Source organism: Gottfriedia luciferensis, from assembly GCF_001712755.1.
GTDB lineage: Bacteria > Bacillota > Bacilli > Bacillales > Bacillaceae_G > Gottfriedia > Gottfriedia luciferensis_B.
This window is the reverse complement of the sequence record NZ_MDKC01000004.1, coordinates 49327-69249: the sequence shown is the minus strand read 5'-3', so window position 1 is coordinate 69249 and position 19923 is coordinate 49327. Positions and strand designations below refer to the sequence as shown.

Annotated in this window: 17 protein-coding genes and 1 pseudogene; 3 read left to right on the top strand and 15 right to left on the bottom strand. The window is 33.8% G+C overall.

All coding sequences use genetic code 11. From position 1 onward, the window contains the following. Positions 1–14 precede the first annotated feature (14 nt). A complete protein-coding gene (locus tag BED47_RS05880; protein ID WP_069032843.1) occupies positions 15–434 on the top strand; it encodes an organic hydroperoxide resistance protein in 420 nt (139 codons plus the stop codon). A 45-nt stretch (positions 435–479) separates the two neighbouring features. Here the strand turns inward: BED47_RS05880 and BED47_RS05875 are convergent, their stop codons facing one another. From BED47_RS05875 to BED47_RS05855, 5 genes are read right to left on the bottom strand one after another with little or no spacing between them, the layout of a single operon-like run. Beyond that, the gene (locus BED47_RS05875) at positions 480–1259 is read right to left on the bottom strand and encodes an ABC transporter permease (protein WP_069032842.1); all 780 of its coding nucleotides are present in this window, start codon (positions 1257–1259) and stop codon (positions 480–482) included. A gap of 12 nt (positions 1260–1271) precedes the next feature. Further along, positions 1272–1994 (bottom strand): phosphate ABC transporter ATP-binding protein, encoded by a 723-nt coding sequence (locus BED47_RS05870; RefSeq protein ID WP_069032841.1) that lies wholly within the window; start codon positions 1992–1994, stop codon positions 1272–1274. A 60-nt stretch (positions 1995–2054) separates the two neighbouring features. Continuing rightward, positions 2055–2855, bottom strand: a complete 801-nt coding sequence (locus BED47_RS05865) for an ABC transporter ATP-binding protein (protein WP_069032840.1) — start codon at positions 2853–2855, stop codon at positions 2055–2057. Between the two features lie 4 nt (positions 2856–2859). Next, positions 2860–3912 (bottom strand): FecCD family ABC transporter permease, encoded by a 1053-nt coding sequence (locus BED47_RS05860; protein WP_069032839.1) that lies wholly within the window; start codon positions 3910–3912, stop codon positions 2860–2862. After that, entirely contained in the window at positions 3909–4910 is a 1002-nt protein-coding gene (locus tag BED47_RS05855; RefSeq protein ID WP_069032838.1) for a FecCD family ABC transporter permease, read from the bottom strand. The genes BED47_RS05860 and BED47_RS05855 overlap by 4 nt, the downstream gene beginning before the upstream one ends. A 169-nt stretch (positions 4911–5079) precedes the next feature. On the opposite strand from BED47_RS05855, the gene BED47_RS05850 reads away from it, so the two are divergent. After that, positions 5080–6039: an ABC transporter substrate-binding protein gene (locus tag BED47_RS05850; RefSeq protein WP_069032837.1), complete on the top strand. Its 960-nt coding sequence runs from the start codon at positions 5080–5082 to the stop codon at positions 6037–6039. A gap of 84 nt (positions 6040–6123) precedes the next feature. On the opposite strand, the gene BED47_RS05845 is transcribed toward BED47_RS05850, so the two are convergent. From BED47_RS05845 to BED47_RS05815, 7 genes are all read right to left on the bottom strand, one after another. Then, complete coding sequence (locus BED47_RS05845) at positions 6124–6663, bottom strand: GNAT family N-acetyltransferase (RefSeq protein ID WP_069032836.1); 540 nt, start codon at positions 6661–6663, stop codon at positions 6124–6126. 235 nt (positions 6664–6898) lie between these two features. After that, positions 6899–7600 carry a response regulator gene (locus BED47_RS05840; protein WP_069032835.1) on the bottom strand — a complete coding sequence of 234 codons (702 nt, stop codon included), beginning with the start codon at positions 7598–7600 and terminating at the stop codon, positions 6899–6901. Then, positions 7566–9200: an ATP-binding protein gene (locus BED47_RS05835; RefSeq protein ID WP_069032834.1), complete on the bottom strand. Its 1635-nt coding sequence runs from the start codon at positions 9198–9200 to the stop codon at positions 7566–7568. Before BED47_RS05835 ends, BED47_RS05840 begins: the two co-directional genes overlap by 35 nt. 69 nt (positions 9201–9269) lie before the next feature. Further along, positions 9270–10775, bottom strand: a complete 1506-nt coding sequence (locus tag BED47_RS05830) for a tripartite tricarboxylate transporter permease (protein WP_420488132.1) — start codon at positions 10773–10775, stop codon at positions 9270–9272. A gap of 45 nt (positions 10776–10820) precedes the next feature. Continuing rightward, positions 10821–11273: a tripartite tricarboxylate transporter TctB family protein gene (locus BED47_RS05825; protein WP_069032832.1), complete on the bottom strand. Its 453-nt coding sequence runs from the start codon at positions 11271–11273 to the stop codon at positions 10821–10823. A 62-nt stretch (positions 11274–11335) separates the two neighbouring features. Further along, on the bottom strand, positions 11336–12355 hold the full coding sequence (locus tag BED47_RS05820) for a Bug family tripartite tricarboxylate transporter substrate binding protein (protein WP_439097768.1): 1020 nt from the start codon (positions 12353–12355) through the stop codon (positions 11336–11338). A 481-nt stretch (positions 12356–12836) separates the two neighbouring features. Further along, positions 12837–15224, bottom strand: coding sequence for an immune inhibitor A domain-containing protein (locus BED47_RS05815; RefSeq protein WP_069032831.1), 2388 nt, complete (start codon positions 15222–15224; stop codon positions 12837–12839). A 218-nt stretch (positions 15225–15442) separates the two neighbouring features. On the opposite strand from BED47_RS05815, the gene BED47_RS05810 reads away from it, so the two are divergent. Further along, positions 15443–16024, top strand: a complete 582-nt coding sequence (locus BED47_RS05810) for a DNA-3-methyladenine glycosylase (RefSeq protein ID WP_069032830.1) — start codon at positions 15443–15445, stop codon at positions 16022–16024. 78 nt (positions 16025–16102) lie between these two features. Here BED47_RS05810 and BED47_RS05805 read toward each other — a convergent pair whose 3' ends face one another. The 3 genes and pseudogenes from BED47_RS05805 to BED47_RS05800 form a co-directional block, all read right to left on the bottom strand. After that, positions 16103–17749: a glycerol-3-phosphate dehydrogenase/oxidase gene (locus BED47_RS05805; protein WP_069032829.1), complete on the bottom strand. Its 1647-nt coding sequence runs from the start codon at positions 17747–17749 to the stop codon at positions 16103–16105. A 148-nt stretch (positions 17750–17897) separates the two neighbouring features. Continuing rightward, a pseudogene (locus tag BED47_RS23125) lies at positions 17898–18140 on the bottom strand (glycerol kinase); the annotation flags it as partial. 540 nt (positions 18141–18680) lie between these two features. Continuing rightward, positions 18681–19916 (bottom strand): sensor histidine kinase, encoded by a 1236-nt coding sequence (locus BED47_RS05800; protein ID WP_069032828.1) that lies wholly within the window; start codon positions 19914–19916, stop codon positions 18681–18683. Between the last annotated feature and the right edge of the window lie 7 nt (positions 19917–19923).

The window sequence follows — 19923 nt, the reverse complement described above, 5'->3', positions numbered from 1 at the left end:
AAGGAGAGATCGTAATGGAAAAATTATATACTGCTATAGCAACTGCAACAGGTGGACGTGACGGAAGAGTTATTTCATCAGATGATTTTATTAATTTATCACTTAAACCACCAGTGGAATTAGGCGGACCTGGTGGAGCAACAAATCCTGAACAACTTTTTGCCGCAGGCTATTCAGCTTGCTTTGACAGTGCATTAAATTTAGTAGCTCGCCAGCAAAAAATTAAACTAGAATCTACATCAGTAACTGCAAACATAACAATCGGTAAAGACCCTGCTGATGGGGGATTTAAATTGGCTGCTCAACTTGATGTAAAAGTACAAGGCGTTCCAACAGAAGTAGCCGTTGAACTAGTTAAAGCAGCCCACGGAGTATGCCCATATTCAAAAGCAACTAGAGGAAACATGGATGTACAATTAAGAGTAATCGGATAATATTTAGCAAAATGGGAGAAGGAAAAGTCCCTTCTCCCTCTATCATTATCCTTGTTCTATTATCGTTTCATATTTCAATGAATCATCTTTTGTGAAGAATTTTCTATAGGATAGAAGTGTTGAGGTGAATACACTAATTGCAATTGCGCCAATTAAAATACATTCTATTAACAATTGATATTTAATTGCATATAGAGGACTTATACCAGCAAAAATCATTCCTGTCATCGAGCCTGGTAAAGTAACAATTCCTACAGTTTTAGCTCGATCAATTGATGGAATTAAGGCAGCTTTAATTGAATTTTTTATAACATTATTTGAAGCTTGTTTAGTTGTTGCCCCTAAGCATAATGCAGCCTCAATTTGATTTTTATTTGCCTGGATTTCAGCCCTAAGTCTCGTTAACGCTAAGCTATTTGCATTCATTGATGTGCTAATAATCATACTTGATATTGGAACAACATATTGAGCCTTCAACGCAATTTTGTTTGCTACCAAGACAACTCCTAAAGAAATCATGACGCCTAGCAAAATACTAATAAATGAAATAAAAAATGCGCCTTCAATTTGTTGTGATCTTTTACTCGAAGTATAAGCACCGAATAAAATCATACAAAATAAAATAATGATGACAATTAAAAAATGCTCAATTTGCAATATGAATTCAAGTACATAACCCATGATCATTAATTGAATGACGGTCCTTACTGAAGAAACACCAATGTCTTTTTCAACACCAAGTTTCTGATAATAGGATAATGCGATAGCAATAATAATTAATAAAAATGTCAGAGACACTCCTGTAATATGCAAATTCCCTTCCATGATTTCACCTCTTTAAGCAATTGTAGAAAGAAAATTTTTTCCTAATTCTGTGGTTGGATTATTAAAAAATTCATTAACTGGACTAACTTCTACTAATTTACCGTCAATCAGTAACCCAACTCGATCAGCTATTTGTTGAACTAGATCCATATTATGTGTTACAAGAATAATCGTTAATTTTTCTTCTCTTTTTAAAGTTACTAGAAGCTCCTGAATATGTAGAGTCGATTGTGGATCTAATGCTGAAGTAATTTCATCACATAATAAAATAGTTGGTTTCATGGCTATTGCTCTTGCGATTGAAACTCTTTGCTGTTGACCAACCGAAAGTGTTGAAGCATTCCGATCAAGTAATTTCGTCTCTAATCCTACTTTTTCTAATAAAGATCTCGCAACTGTTTTCGAATCTGTCTTATCATAGCTACCGTTTAATTTGACTCCAAACAAAATATTATCCTCAACAGTCCCTTCAAATAATGAAGGAGTTTGTAGGATCATTACTGCACTTTTTCTTAAACTTTGAGGTGTCATTTTGTATATTGATTGTCCATTTAAATGAATTTCACCTTTACTTATCGACTGTAATCGATTTAACGCCCGAAGCAATGTCGATTTCCCCGCTCCTGAAGTTCCAATTAGGCAAAAAATTTCACCCTTATTAGTTTGAAAATTAATGTTTTTAAGGATCGAACTACCAAGAATATCTACACTTATATTGTTAATTGATAAAGTCATTCTATCTCACCTCTTAGTAAATGAAAGGTGCCCTATTTTAGGACACCTTTTTAAAATTAATTAAATTATTTTTCTTCCTCGCCCATGAGGTATGCAAAGTGGAGTTCCAAATAATGGGTCCTTCACAATATCGCAGTTCATACAGAAAACGTCACAAATTAAGTTCTCATTAATGATGTTTTCTGGGTCTCCTTCTGCGTATACTTCACCATTTGAAATTGCAACAACGTTGTGTGCGTAACGACATGCTAGGTTTATATCATGTAGTACCATAACAATTGTACGCTGTTCTTTTTCATTTAATTCGTAAAGTAAGTCTAATATCTCGATTTGATGTGTTAAATCCAAATAGGTTGTTGGTTCATCCAATAAAATTGTATCTGTGTCCTGAGCCAAAGTCATCGCAATCCAAGCACGTTGACGTTGTCCACCAGATAAAGAATCGACTAATTGATCCTTTAGTTCAAACATATTTGTAATTTTTAAGGCATGATTTACTTTTTCTTCATCTTCTTTTGACCATTGTTTTAACCAAGTTTGATACGGATATCTTCCTTGTTTTACTAATTGAAAAACTGTTAAACCTTCAGGCGCAACAGGACTTTGAGGCAGTATTGAAAGATTGCGTGCAATTTCCTTTGTAGGTCGCTTACTAATTTCTTTTCCATCAAGTAAGATGGTTCCACTTTTTGGTTGAAGTAATCTTGCAAGTGAACGAAGTAGTGTTGATTTTCCGCAGCCATTAGCTCCAATTAAAACCGTGATTTTTCCTTTTGGAACTTGAAAATTTAGCTCGTTTATAATTGTACGATCATCATACGATAACGTTAACTTTTCTGTTTCGATTGCGCTCGTTGACATCTTATCACCTTTTTCCAGTCTTAAATAATAAATAAATAAAATATGGTGCACCAATTACGGCAGTAAATACACCAGCAGGTATTTGAATTGGACTAAACACCGTTCTTCCAATTGTATCAGCCACTAATACCATGATCGCACCGATTATTCCAGATATGGGAATCAATGCACCGTAAGAAGCACCAACTATTTTCCGAGCAATATGAGGTGCAATTAGTCCAACAAATGCGATTGCTCCTGCAAATGCAACTGCACCTGCCACTAATGCAGTACTTATAAATAACAAGATTAGTCGATTTTTTTCTACTTGAACTCCTAAGCTTGTTGAAACTTCATCTCCAAGTTGCTGAGTATTGATATGTCTTATAAACGATAAAGCTAACACGATAAAAACTAGCGTCCAGACTGTTATAATTTTAACTTGTTCCCAGTTCGCTCCATATACACTCCCTGTTAACCACATATTCGCTTCTGTTGCTCTAAAAATAGGTCCAATAATCATAAAGAATGAAGTTGTGCTCTGAGCTAATGCTGAAAATCCAACCCCTACTAAAACCAATCTTAATGGCTTTAATTCCCCATCCTTATATGCAAAAGCATAGACAAATACTAAACTTATGATGGCACCGATAAATGCAGCTAATGGTAGCCATTTTATACTCACTGTTAATTGATTCGTACGATTATCACTAAAAATAGCTAAAAATAATACAACGGCAGCTCCTGCTCCACCTGTTATACCAAGGATATCTGGAGAAGCTAGTGGATTTCTAACTAACCCTTGGAGAACCGCTCCTGCGATCGCTAAAGAAATCCCAGCAAAAATTGCAATGATAATTCGGGGCATTCGAAATGCTTGAATAAACAATTCATCAATTTTTTCCCCTTCACCAAAAATAACAGATATTACTTTTGGAATAGAAATATAACGGTCACCTAGCGTTAAGCTCACTATAAATGAACTAATGAGTAAAAGAAGTGCAATTATTAAAACGGAAAACGATCGTTTATTAAATAGTAGTGAAAAGTACTTGTTTCTTAATTTGATCATGTTCATTTTACTGTACCGCCTTTTCTTGCTAAGTAAATAAAAAATGGTGCTCCAATAACGGCGGTCATAATACCAACTGGCGTTTCTTCTGGCATTAAAATGTAACGAGATCCCACATCAGCTAAAAGAAGTAAAATTGCTCCGATAATACCACAAAATGGAATCATCCAGCGATAATCATTTTTAACGAACATTCTAACTATTTGAGGGACAATTATACCAACTAATCCTATTGGTCCTGCTATACTTACAGCACCACCGGCTAGAATGATGACTAACACGACTAATGTCGTTTTTAATAAAGCTGTATTTTGTCCTAAAGCTCTAGATACATCTTCTCCTAGCATGAATGTATTAATCTTTCCACCAAGTGCAAGTGAGACCACCCAAGCTATGACGATATATGGTAATACCATATGTAAAGAATCAAGTGAGCGCCCTTGAACTGAACCCGCTAGCCAAAATAGGACTTGCTCTAATGCCACTTCATTAGTAACTAGTAAGCCTTGGGTTATTGAGCTAAACATGGCTGCAATTGAAACTCCAGCTAAAGTAATTTTTAATGGTGTCGCTCCGTCTCTCCCTATTGAACTTAGCCCAAATACAAATACGGCTGATAATGTAGCTCCTATAAATGAAAGCCATATAGTCGCATTAGGTGATTGTAAATGGAAAAAAGTGATACTAAGTACAATTAACATCGAGGCACCAGCGTTTATTCCTAGAACGCTTGGTGATGCTAGAGGATTTTTAGTTAAGACTTGCATAAATAAACCAGCGATTGCTAAACTTGCTCCTACTATTGAAGCAATGATCGCTCTTGGTAATCGAACATTTTGAATAATTAATTGTTCATTAGACCCATCAAATTGTGTAAATGAATGGATTAAACTTGTAAAACTAGTATCCGTATATCCTAGTAAAATACTAGAAAAAAAACAAATGACTAATAATAAAATACAAGCTACTAATACGATAATTCTTGATCTTGGGTGAATTAGCATTTTATATCTCCTACTATTCTATTCTCTACTAATAGTCTAAATGATATGAATTATCAAGTCAATGAGAATGATTTTCATTTTCTTATTGACTTCTAATCAAATCTTAATTTATAATACTACTTGTCGAGAGAAATGATAATCATTATCAACTAAAAAGGGAGACCATTCTATGAAAAAACTTAAATTTTCCTCACTAATTGCTCTTTTCATTGCAGCAATTATGGTATTAGGTGCTTGTGGCACTAAAAAATCAGATGAAGCTTCTGGTAAAGAAAGTAAAAAAGCGAATACAATTACGATTGACCATGCAATGGGTACGACAAAAGTTCCTGTTAATCCAAAAAGAGTTGTTATTTTAACAAATGAAGGAACTGAAGCTTTACTAGCATTAGGTGTGAAACCAGTTGGTGCTGTTAAATCATGGACAGGAAACCCTTGGTACGATCACATTTCTAAAGATATGGATGGCGTAGAAGTTGTAGGTGTGGAAAGTGAAGTTAACCTTGAGAAAATCGCTGGTTTAAAACCAGATTTAATCATCGGTAATAAAATGCGTCAAGAAAAAGTGTATGAGCAACTAAGTGCAATTGCACCAACAGTTTTTGCTGAAACATTACGTGGAGACTGGCAAGAAAACTTCAAATTTTACGCAAAAGTTTTAAACAAAGAAGAACAAGGTAATACAGTATTAGCTGATTATACAAAACGTGTTGATGAACTTAAAGGTGAATTAGGCGATAAAGTAAATCAAAAAATTTCAATGGTCCGTTTCATGGGTGCTGATGTACGAATCTATCACCAAGATACTTTCTCTGGTGTCATTCTTAAACAGTTAGGTTTCCAACGTCCTGAGGAACAAAATGCCCCTGATTTTGCTGAAAAAGGTGTAACAAAAGAACGTATTCCAGCAATGGATGGAGATTACATTTTCTACTTTACATTTGATGACGGTAAAGAGTCTGGATCTCAGCTTGAAAAAGAATTTACAGAAGATCCTTTATTCAAAAAGTTAAATGCTTCTAAAAATGGACATGTCATGAAAGTAAATGATGTAACTTGGAACACTGCAGGTGGAATCAAGGCTGCTTACTTAATGTTAGATGACATTGAAAAGACTTTTACTAAATAATAGAATTTAAAAAGGTTTACCTTTACTGTCAGATTGAAAGACAATTTAGGTAAACTTTTTTTGTGCCACGCCTGCAATACTTGCTTATCCTGCTTTCCCTGCTTCTTCAGCATTTCCTGCAATTAACGTAAGCATCATATGCTCTTGGTCCCAATATTCATTGTTAAATTTTAAACTATTAGGGGTTTTCGCAAATGTTTTGAATCCTAGTTTTTCATATAGTTTCTTTGCTGTATCATTACCTTCTACGATATTTAATGTAAGTTGTTCAAGTCCAAAGCTCTTTGCTAAGTGGATCGCTTCTTCAATTAGAAGATGGCCTGCCCCCATTTTTCGAGCGCTAGGAGAAACATAGACAGACTCAATTTTCCCTTTATGCTCTGCTTTAACTTTTTCAAACGTTTTTAAAGTTGCTACTCCAATTAATTGACCTTTGTCAGTAAATGCACCGATCGTATAATTTTTATCTTGATCCAATATTTCTGCTTTGTATTCAATAGGGTCATCTTGATCAAGTATTTCATCCATAGTTGTAATAAAAACTTCAGGATTCTCTTTTAAAACTTCTAAACGAATATTAAGATAGATTTCTGCATCTTCTTTTGTTAATAAACGTATTTTCATACCTATCCCTCCGTAGTTCTTGCAAAGTATATTTTATATAACAAATGGAAGGTTTTCAACGCTTTCAAAAACTAGAATCTAGTAAACTCACATTGTCATAAACTTGTAAAAAACTAAAAAAACGCTTGTATACCAAGCGTTTAGACGATTCTTTTTTCATGATTTTTCACAATTCCTGTTACAGAAATGTTAGGTTTGTCATAGTCATTAAGTAAACTTTACTAAATCAAATAATCTAGTTTTTTATCAAATAAACTCTTTCTGGCCTGCCAATCGTTCCATACGCTAAATCCGCTAATACTTTTCCTTCAGATACTAGATATTCTAAATATCTCCGGGCAGTAGTACGACTAACGCCAATTTCCAGTCCTATATTCTCAGCAGTCATCCCGTTATGAACTTCATTTATCACAAATAACACCTTATCTAAAGTAAGTTTATCAATGCCTTTAGGGTATATACTTTGTTCTTCAATCACCGAATTATTTTTACCGATTAGACCGTCTATTTCTTCCTGAGTTAGATAAGCACTTTTTGATTGTAGGCTTTGCACTTTATTTGAATAATTTACATAACGAATTAAAGACTTTTTAAAACGATCAAAAATAACTGGCTTAATAATAAAATCAAATACACCATAATGTAAGGCCTTATTAACTGAATCGATTTCTTTAGATGCTGTAATCATAATAACATCTGCCAAAATTGAATTTTTCTTCATCCATTGTAGAAAATCTAAGCCATTCATATCCGGAAAATAAACATCTAGTAATACTAGCTGCGGTTTTAGAATCTCAATTAAATCAACTGCTTCTTGGTAATTTGTCGCAATACCAATTACACTAAACCCTTCTATTCTTTCAATAAATCGCTGATGAATTTCTGCAATTCTACTATCATCTTCAACTATTAACACTTCTATTAAATTCTTTTTCATCGTATCTGTTACTCTCCTTTTGGCGTTTCGGAATGGCAACAATAAATGTAGTTCCCCCATGTTCGTTTGAATGAAAAGTAATTTGTCCGTTTAATTTATGGAGCAATCTCTGGACTAGGTGAAGTCCGATCCCTGAGTTTTTAGATTGCTCCTTAGTAGAAATACCATATTCAAAAATCTCATCGATTAATTCCTCAGGGATACCATTTGCATTATCCTCGATTTCAATTACTAAATCTTCACCTAAATCAGTAAGAAATAGTGAAACCAGCTTTTCTGATTTATTTGTTTCTAATACTGCATCGAATGCGTTATTTAATAGATTTCCGATTATTGTTATTAAGTCTTCCCTATTTATTTCTTTTGGGACATCTGCAAAGCTACTATTATAATCAATGTTAAAGTCTACTTTTAACTCATTAGCTAAACTTATTTTGCCTAAAAGAAGTCCTGCAACCACTGGGTCTGAAATTTCTTCCATAATAAAATGGATAATATTTTGAGTTATATTTGATTCCTTTGAAATTAATTCAATCGCTTCTTGATAGGATTCAAGCTGTATTAAGCCTAAAATTGTATGCAACTTATTCGAATATTCATGTGCCTGAGCTCTAAGGCCTTCTGAATATGCTTTTATTTGCGATAGTTCATTTAGCAATTTATTCAATTCTGATTTTTCCCTAAAGGTTGTGACTGCTCCAACAATTTTAGAATCCACTCCAATAATCGGTATACAATTAATAATCATTACTTTTTCATTTATTAAAAACTCTAAATCATAAATTGGCTTACCAGTTTCAACTACTTTCTTCAGATGCGAATTATGCAATATATCTTCTATTTTTAATCCTCTAAGCTTTATATTATTAGGAATAGAAAGGACTTTATGAGCATTTTCATTTACTACCGTAATCTCTCCGTATTCATCAATCGCAATAATCCCTTCATGAATCGATTCCAAAATTGCGTGTTTCTCTTTGTACATCCTTCCAATTTCTTTCGGCTCCAATCCGAAGATCGATTTTTTAATATTAAATGAAATTAAAAAAGCTACACCTATTCCAAGAAGTAATATGACAATACTATTTTTTATTAGTTTTTTACTAAACGTTTGTGCCTCATGATCAATATCTTTTATTAAGTAACCTACAGAAACAACTCCAATTACGTTACCATTATCATCAAAAATAGGAGTTTTTCCTCTTAAAGAAGGGCCAAGTGTACCAGTTGATTCTGATACAATTTCCTTTCCCTTAAATACTTTATCATTATCTCCTCCAACCATTTTCTTCCCAATTAGGAATGGGTTTGGATGTGAATAGCGTACTTCATTTATATTTCCAACAACAATAAACTCCGCTCCAACTTTCTTTCGAATTTGTTCAACGATTGGCTGAATGATTCCTGATGGATTTTCACTTGAAAATGCTTCACGAACTTCTGGCATATTTGCCACAGTTTGAGAAATAGCTAAGGCCTTTAACCCCTTTTCATGTTTAAGGTTTTTTAGAAACATTTCTTGAGATACTATTTCAAAAACACTACTAATAACTAAAATGAGAACAGAAATAAAGATGATTAACTTATAATGTAAACGCATAAAATTTCTCCTTATATTTTTATAATAATCAAAAAACTCCTTTAATAAAAGGAGTTTTGTTAGAATATTTTAAGCTTCTACATTAATAACTACTTCTTTACCCTTCAATTTAATAATAATTGGAATGAGGATCCAAAGTACTCCAATTATTAAAAATACTAATGAAATAGGATGAGTAAAGAAAATACTATAATCACCATTTGATACAGTTAAAGCTCTTCTTAAATTATTCTCAATCATTGGACCTAAAACGATACCTAATACTAGTGGTGCGATTGGAAAATCATTTTTAGAAAGGAAATATCCAAAAATACCACATGCTATTAATAGAAGTAAATCATTTACTGATACTTGTACGGCATAAACACCAAATATTGAAATGGCTACAATAAGTGGCAATAAGTATTTCTTTGGCGTCTGAATAATTTTTGCAAATATTTTCACTAGAGGCATGTTTAAGATAATAAGCATTACGTTACCAATAAACATACTTGCAATTAATCCCCATGCAACATCAGGATGTTCATCGAAAAGCAGTGGTCCCGGTTGTATGTTATACATCATTAAAGCACCCATTAGGATTGCTGTTGTTCCTGAACTTGGGATCCCTAAAGTTAATAAAGGAATCATCGCTCCGCCAGACGCGGCATTATTTGCTGACTCAGGAGAAGCAACCCCAGCAATTGTACCAGTTCCAAACTTTTCTGGCGTTTTACTGACTTTCTTTTCTAAAATATAAGCAAAAAATGAAGCTAAAATAGCACCCGCTCCCGGTAATAGACCGACGAAAAATCCTAAAACAGAGCCCCTAGCGATCGGAGCAACACTTTCTTTTAATTCCTCTTTAGATGGTAATAAATTATTAATCTTTGCCATCTCGCCATCTTCAACTTCATTTTCAATAATTGTTTTAAATACTTCCCCTAGCGCAAATAATCCTACCGCTACTGTTAAAAATTCTAGCCCTTGATATAGCCATGGAATGTCATATGTAAAACGAGAAACTCCTGATACAGAATCAATTCCAATTGTAGCTAGTAGTAGTCCAAAGATCGTCATAATTAATGCTTTTGTTACTGACTTTCCTGCTAGTCCACTTACAGCACATAAACCAAGAAGCATTAATGAAAAATATTCAGCTGGACCGAACTTTATTGCTAATGCCGATAATGGTTTTGCTAATACGATCAGTGCAATAAGAGTAAAAATACCTGCCACAAATGAACCAATTGCTGCAATTGACAAAGCACTTCCTGCTCTACCTTTTTTAGCCATTTGATAACCATCTAAAGTCGTCACTACTGATGAGGATTCGCCTGGAGTATTTAATAAAATTGATGTAGTAGAACCACCATACATAGCACCATAATATACACCAGCTAATAAAATAATCGCACTGCCCGCTGCTTGCTCAGGTCCTAAAAAGCCAGTTACCGAAGCAGTAACAGGTATTAGTAAAGCGACCCCACTCATTGGCCCAATACCAGGTAATACGCCTACTGCTGTACCAATTAATACTCCGGCAAAAGCAAACAATAAGTTGTACCATGTAAATGCAGTTTCAAATCCCTGCATTAAATATTGAAAAGTACTCAAGTTAATAACTCTCCCTTCTTTTTTCTAAAACCAAATTGACCAAACAGGTAAAGTTCCTTTTAAAACATCGACAAAAATAAAATAAATAATGAGTGAATAACCTAATGAAATCGAAAGTGATTTTATCCAGTTTCCACGCTCCATTGTTTGAATTGCTACAATTAGGAATAAAAACGAACTAATAATAAAACCGATTTTCTCAAGTAAAAGTGCGTAAAGAATTGCTGAAGCTAAGATGATAAAAAATTGCTTATAATTATATTGAACTGCTTCCTGCTCTTTTCCCTTATAAGAAAATGTTTCGTAAAATAACCTACAGCTTAATAAAGAAAGCGCACACCCAAGTATAAATGGAAAAACGTTCGGACCAACTACACTTCCATAAGCAGTAGCTGCTATACTCCGACTTTCTAAAATAAAAGTAATACCTGTAATAAGAAAAATGATTGCTGCTAATCGATCAAATTTTTTATTCATAATCTCACCTCTTTAGTTCAGTAATGGAAAAGAAGGAGTGTGATCCCCCTTCTTTATTTCAATTATTTATTCATTCCTAATGCTTTTAATAAATCTTGAACTTGTGTTTCTTGTTCTGATAAAAACGAATTAAATTCTTTACCATCTTTATATTCTGGCTGCCAGCCTTGCTTTTCTACTTCATCTTTCCATTCTTTTGTTTCAACTAATTTTGAAATTGTTTTCTCCCAATATGAGTATGCATCCTTAGACATTTTCTCTGGTCCAAAAACCCCACGCCAAATGATAAACTCAGCATCAATGCCTTGTTCTTTAGCTGTTGGAAACTTAGACAAAACATCTCCTTGTAAACGTTCAGGTGATGTTACTGCTAAAACTTTTACTTTACCTGATTTAACAAACTCAAGCGTACTAGAGACATCAGTCGAAATGACATCCGCATTATTACCTAATAATGCTGTTATTGCCTCTGAACCACCATCATACGATACATACTTAATTTTCGTAGGATCAATACCGTATTTATAAGCAGGTAAAATTCCGACTAAATGATCCATTGACCCTGGAGCAGAACCCCCAGCTAGAGTAATATTCTTCGGATTCTTTTTAATATCATCTAAAAGTGATTTTAAATCTTTATACTTAGAATCAGCCTTTACAACGATTGCACCATAATCCTTTGTTAGCTGAGCTAATGGAGTACTATTTTTATAGCCATAAGGACTATTTCCTTCTTTTTTCAAGTTGTTAATAATAATAGGTGGTGAGTTTACAAATAATTTTTCATTATTAGCTTTATCTTGAGTAGCATACTCGGCCATGAATACCGTACCGCCACCGCCTGGCTTATTTTCAACCGTCATAGGTTCTTTAACAAGTTTTGTTTCACTTAATACTTTAGTAAACGATCTAGCTGTTAAATCCCATCCGCCGCCTGCTCCTGATGGTGCTACAACCGAAATTGCCTTATTAGGATAAGTTGAGTTATTGCTTCCCGTTGTTACACTACTACTTTTACATGCTGCAAGACTCACAGTAATTAAAGAAGTCATTACAAACAAACCAGTCTTTTTAAATTTCACCTATAGTTCCTCCCTTTTTTGGAAACGCTTTCTAATACAAGTATTATAGTTTAATAATTCTGAAAAAAGTTTTTATGAACGTTAAAGACGTAAAGTCCATTAAAACCATTTTGTTCATAAAAACCACGATAAAGAAAACTTTCCGATTGGTGAGCCTTTAGGTGGAAACAGAGGCGTAGTTTGGATTTTGTAATTTACTTACTCATACGGGATCATGAGGAACTATTTACGCTGGATTTCGTATATTACTTCCTCATAACGGGGTCATGAGGAACTATTTACGCTGGATTTTGTAATTTACTTACTCATAACCTGCTCATGAATATGTAAAAAAACAAGAAGACAAAAAGATCATACTCATGAAAAGCTATAACCGAAATTAACCAATAGACTAATTGAATAACTCATTTTTCGGTGCAGTCTATAAAAACAAAAAAAAGAATACGAGTCTGAATTTATATCAGACTCGTATTCTTTTATCTTACTTATGAATCCAAACAGCACCAGCTGAATTATCTTTTGCTTCTCCAATTACTTGGAATTTTAAGCCGTAGTTAGGTACTTTTCTTCCTGCATCTGGAATTAAAGTATTTTGGTAACTATTTGAATCATTGAATTCTGTTACACCAGATAGTCCATCATAGTCAAAGATTCCACGAGATGGTGAATTAATATAGAATTCAGGTGATTTGTCGTAACTAAAAGCAGCGTCAGCTACTTGGTAACGTGTACTTTGTGATACAGATGGTTTACCATTTAATGTACCAACCATAGCTTCTGGATGAGCATCTACAACACCTAAGAAACCTTCACCAGGGTGAACACCTGTCCAGTTATCTGTGTAGCTATCATCACCATACCATACTACTAAACCAGTATTATACTTAACCCCACGAGCATATTCTAATGCTTTATCAGAGCCAGCATAGTTTCTCCACTCTAAGTAGTAGTAGTGATCTTTAAAATCAGTACCATTTGATACAGTTGCTTTGTCTAATGTAAATGCTGGAGTTCCTTCCGCACCATCAGTAAATTTAACTGCACCGTCAACAGTTAATTTTGCTTCGTCGAAAGCAAATCCTTCAGGAGCTAGTCCACCATCAGTTACATATTCAAATTGAACTTTTACATTTTTGCCTTTGTATGCAGATAAGTCATAAACTTTATCTACCCAAAGTCCTTTAGATGTTTCAAGTCCACCTGCAGTATTTTCATCACCAATCGTATCAATTGTTGCAAGTTTAGCACCTGTTGCAGCATCTAATACATTTACATACAGATAGTCATAATTGTATTCAACTTCATAGTTTGCTTTTACAGCGAAGCTTGCATTTGTAGCTGCTGTTAAATTAAATACTGGTGAAGTCATCGTAGTATGAAGGTTATCACCTTTTGTACTAAAGTAATACTTAGCACCAAATTGAGGTTGAATTTTACTTTTTACTTCTTTCTTTGGTAAGTTAACTTTTACCACACCTGGGTTATTTGATTTAGTAACACTTTGATCGATAATAGCAGCAATACCTTTTTCATCAATATCCTTATAGTCTACTTCAGTCATATTTGCCCAGTTTCCACCATAAGTTTTTTGGAAGTACTCTTTGTTTTGTGGTGAGAAACTTGTAGGTGTTGTACCTGCGATTGCACCGTTCCAACTACCACCACTCATGATTGACCAAGAAGCAACTGGTTCACCATTTCCAGTGTACCCGGTATCGTACTCATCTGGTAATCCTAAATCATGACCGAATTCATGAGCGAATACACCAACTGCTCCATCTTCTGGCTCAATTGTGTAATCATATGCAGCCATCAATCCGTTCCAATTTGTAGATTTTGATTTTGTTCCGGAGAAAGTAGTTACTCCATTTAAAGTCCAACGATGTGACCAGATCGCTTTATCTCCTAATTTACCGCCACCAGCTTCTTGACCAGTTCCAGCATGAAGAACCATTAAGTGATCCACTAATCCGTCAGGCTCATTAATATTTCCATCGCCATCAAGGTCATAAATATCTAGATCATCAAAATCAGCTAAATTAATACCTGAATTAATTGCAGCACGTAGTGATTCTTTAACTAGATCACGAGGACCTTTTGGTGCTAAGTTATCATGTCCACCAGTTGGGCTATCATCGCCATAATCAGCTGCATTACCAGCAACTGTTAACCAGTTTGTAACTGTACCCTTAACAGTATAGCTCCCACCAGATTGCTCTTCATAAAATTGTTTAAAAGTTTTTACTTTAGAGCCATCGTGTAAAGTAAATTCTTTATCTCCGAAAAGCATGTCTTCGTAATGTTTTTTGCTGAAATCATCAGAGTACATGTACCCATTTTGTTTATCAATATTGTTATGTTTGAAATCAGCGAATTCAGTTAAAATTACTAATACCTTATCTTCACGAACTCCGCCGTTATAGCTAGCCTGTTTAGCAGAATCAACTTTTACTACACCAGTTGGTTTGCCTTTTTTATAGTTTTCGTGTCCTTTATTTAATTGTGATAAAAGTTGAGCTTTTCGTTTTTCTAATGTTGCTCTTTGTTTATCAGCAATTTCTGACTGAGATTGTGCTTGTACTTTCTCTTTATATTCACCTTGTTTTTCTTTTATGTATGCTTGTACTTTTTCTTTAGCTACTTCAGCACTATCAGAATCTTTGATCACGCCTCTGTCTCTTAAAGCCTTTTCTAATCTTTCTTCATCCACTACGTTTAAATCTAAATAAGGACTTTCTACTAACTGCTTACTTTCACTTTCAGTAGGAATTGCTGCTTTTGAAGTAACTCCAGTTGAAAAAATGGACATACTTAATGCTGCAGCAAGTGATACACTCGATAATACCTTCCAGTATGATGGTCTTGCCATAAATCTACACCCCTTTTCAGAATCTTCCAACAAATTAAATAGTACTAGCTTAAGGGGCATTGTACAATGAGTAATTATGAATAATTTCTAATGATTTACTTAATCTATTTAATCCATTTTTAATGTTTTTTTAACATTAGGAATAGGTACATATTCTTATTTCAGTGACAAGAAAATACATTTTCTCTTTTTATTAATCAAATTTCGAGGAGTTTATTATGAATTCGACAATTAAAAAAGATTTCTTTTTAAAACCAGCTTTACAATTAGCAAAGGAGCTATTGGGCTGTATCTTAGTTCATCGTACTGATGAATTGGAACTTTCTGGAATGATCGTAGAGACCGAGGCATATATGGGCCCAGATGATCGTGCTGCACATAGTTTTCAAAACCGACGTACGAAACGGACAGAAATTATGTTTCATGAGCCAGGATTCATCTATACTTATCAAATGCACACTCATACCTTAATAAATGTTGTTTGCGGGGAAATTGGCATTCCTAATGCAATATTAATTAGAGCACTAGAACCTGTAGACGGGATTGAAAAAATGATCGAATTTCGAAAAAATCAACCCATTTCTAATTTAACGAATGGACCAGGTAAGCTTACAAAAGCATTGAATATTACGATGGAATCTTATGGAAAACCAATTTGGCTCCCTCCCGTTTACATCAAAGAAGGAATTAAACCAGAACATATTAGTAGTGGACCTAGGATCGGTATTGAAAATACCGGTGAAGCGCGGGACTATCCATGGAGATTTTGGATTACGGAAAATAAATTTGTTTCAAGATAATAAAAAATACCCAGGCTGTTGACGAATTCTCGCTTTCAAACAGTCTGGGTATTCTAATTTCGGAACCTATTTTAAACATCATTCATCAGATGAAGAAACTGCATTTTTTATTTGCTCTTCCAATTCCAAACGATATTCTAAAATTTGGTACTTATTCCAGCTTAATCTATTCGCCATATAACGAATCACTTCGTCTTTATACTTATTAACTAGATCAATTTGAAAATATAAAAATCCAGTTCTCCTAATAAAAAAGTCGACTGGCTTTACAATCATTTCGTTTTGAATTCCATATTCTAATTGTAAAAATAATGATAGTGGTAGATTAGAATCATTTTTCAATTCACTAAATGATATATTCATTAAATGTTCTATATTCGATCCGTATATTTTACTTAATCTTTTATATTCCGATTCATTTAATCCAATTGCAATACCAGCAGATGAAAATCGTTTTTTAAAATAATTAAAACCTTTTGATCCCCCAACATCGCCACCGGATATTGGTAAAGTTTTAGTCTGACATTCTTTAAATCTATTTTCTTTATCTTTTGTAATAAGGTCTACAATTGTCTCTGCCATTTTCCGGTAGCCTGTTAACTTTCCCCCAGCTATTGAAATTAACCCAGAGGATGATTCCCAAATCTCATCCTTTCTTGAGATTTCAGAAGGATCCTTACCTTCTTCCAAAATTAAAGGACGAATGCCAGCCCAACTTGATTCAACGTCAGTATCTTCCAGCTTTATTGTTGGAAACATATACTGAACGCAATTTAATATATATTCCCTATCATCATTACTTACTTTTGGATTAGCGGTATCTCGATCAAAAAAAGTATCTGTTGTACCAATATAAGTCTTTCCATCTCTTGGAATGGCAAAGACCATCCGACCGTCCACCGTATCAAAATAGACAGACTGATTTAAAGGAAACTTTTTATGATCAATTACTAAATGAACCCCTTTTGTTAGTCTAAGATTTTTATCACTTTCTAATCGTTCCATTTCCCTAAGTTGGTCAACCCATGGTCCGGTTGCGTTAACAATCCTCTTTGCCCGAATTGTAAAAGGTACTTTCGATATTAAATCGATTGCTTTGACTCCTACTATTCTATTATTTTCATAGATGAAATCTGTCACTTTTACATAATTGATTGCCTGTGCTCCGTGTTCAACTGCTTTTTTTATAACTTCTATTGTAAGGCGAGCATCATCGGTTCGATATTCAACGTAATATCCTCCAGCTTTAAGCCCCTCTCTTTTAATTAATGACTCCTTTTCGATCGTTTCTTTTCGATTTAACATTTTCTTTCGTTCATCTTTTTTTACACCAGCTAGGTAGTCATATAATCTAAGGCCAATAGAAGTAGTAAACTTACCAAAAGTCCCACCCTTATATATGGGAAGTAGCATTCTTTCAGGTGTAGTCACATGTGGACCAATTTCATAAACAATTGCACGTTCTTTGCCAACCTCTGCTACCATTTTAAATTCATACTGTTTTAAATATCGTAAACCACCATGAACTAGCTTAGTAGAACGACTAGATGTACCCGATGCAAAATCCTGCATCTCAACTAGGGCCGTACTCATCCCTCTAGTAGTAGCATCAAGTGCAATACCACAACCTGTTATTCCTCCACCAATCACTAATAAATCGAACTCTTTTTCAGCTAATGTTTTCTTAATCCTTTTCCTATTTAAACTTGAAAATTGTTCGTCCATTGTAAAACCTCACTTCAACAAATTTTCTAGTTGTCATAAAAAAGCGACACAAAAAAAATCAATTTAAAATGAAAAAGGACCGCTACAATTACATCTGCATGTAGAAAGGTCCTAGAGTTTCGAATTAAAAAATAGTTAAGCCGTTTACTTATTTAAATGCTAAAGTTGCATGAACTGCTTTTTTCCAGCCTGAATATAGCTCATTACTTAATTCAGTTGTCATTTGTTGTTCCAAGCATCGATCCATTTGCCATTGTCCGGCTATTTCTTCTCGGTTTTTCCAAAATCCGACTGCTAAGCCAGCTAAATAAGCTGCACCTAAGGCTGTTGTTTCATTTATTAAAGGCCGCTCGACAGGTACATTTAAAATATCACTTTGAAATTGCTTCAGCCCTCTAAACAGGTCAAGGAAAAATAGGAACTAGATTTTTATATAATCTTTGTCTTAATTTCTGTGAATAAATTGTGTTGATTTCCACTACAAGAATCGCTTTCCACGGGGCGCGACTTAAGCCTCCTCGTTCCTGCAGGGTCTCAGGCTTCCCGCATTTCCAATAGGAGTCTAGCACTAAAAACAGATTTACCAAGTATACTTCTCACTCGATTATATAAAAAACTTTAAAATTATACTTATATTCACTTAAATAAATATTCTATTTAACATATAATGATTCCTTTCTTACTACAAATAGCTTAATTTCATTTATTAAGGACAGCTTTTTCTTGATTATTTCTTCCCTATCCAAATAAAAAAACCTACTAATATCATAGTAGATTTTCTTACTTAGTATAAAATTCTTCATTAAATCTATTTTATAATTAATTTATTGTAGTTTAACGTTATTTCTTAGGAAATAATGTCGGAAATATACTTTATCTTCTTGGGGAAATCACCAAATGACTTTCTTAAGTGGCTACGATAGCTTGGCATTTAACTGTTTTTTGAAGAGGTCATAATTGGTAAAGATACTTCAAAACTAGTCCCTTCTCCTTTTTCACTTTGAACTTTGATTTTCCCACCATGTTCTTCAACAATCCATTTTGCAATTGATAAGCCAAGTCCAATTCCATTTTTGGATGTACGTGAAACATCCTCCTGGAAGAAACGGTCAAATATTCGAGGAAGGTTTTCTTCTTTAATTCCGACTCCGCTATCTATAACCTTAATTAGAAAGTTATTTTTCACCTGTTTACAGCTAATTTGAATCGTATCATTTTCGTTTGTAAATTTCATTGCATTATCAATTAAAATCACAAGTAATTGGTGAATTCTTTCTTGATCACCAAAATAAAAATACGTATCTTTAATTGATAAAAATATTTCTTTACTTTGAAATGAAATGATTTCAGTGAAGTGTGAAACAACTTCTTCTAGCAATTCATTTAAGGAGAATATTTTTTTATTTAATTGTATTTGCCCTGAATCTGATCTAGCTAAGGTTAATAAGCTTGCTACTAGTTTGGAAAGTCGCCTATTTTCTTTTAACATAATTGAAAAGTCTTGTGCCTTTTCTTCGATTGTTGCATCTGGCTCTCTGAGCAATAACTCCAAACGAGACTGAATTACAGTTAAAGGTGTTCGAATTTCATGAGAAGCATCTGATACGAACTCTTGTTGTTTTTGCCACGCATTTGTTATTGGTACTAAGGCACGTCCAGCCAAAATATACCCTGCTACAACTGATAATGCACTTCCCAAAATCCAACCAACGATTAATATGATTAATAATGTATCAACTAAATCCTTTTCCGAGTCGATATTACGTAATATTTGCAGTGTAATTTTCCCTCGATTTGTTTCACCTTGAATTGAGATCGTTCGATAATTCATATCACCGATTTTATCATTATAAATTTCGTTTATTTTTGTAGGATACTTAAGTTCATCTTGTAAAATAATCGCATTCATACCAGGCATGGGATTTACTAATTTTTTATTTTCATCCCACATGATCATTAAAACGCGTGGATCGCGATTTGAAATTGGTAAACGGTTTGGATTATCACTATTTTGTATACGATTAATATTCCATAAAAGTGATTGATCAACTTCTTTATATAAACGATTATTTGTATATGAATAAATAATTAATGAAAGGATTCCTATTATTAAGATAAATACTACTGAATTTATAATCGTTAATCGAATTTTGGTTTTCTTAAACATCTCTTCA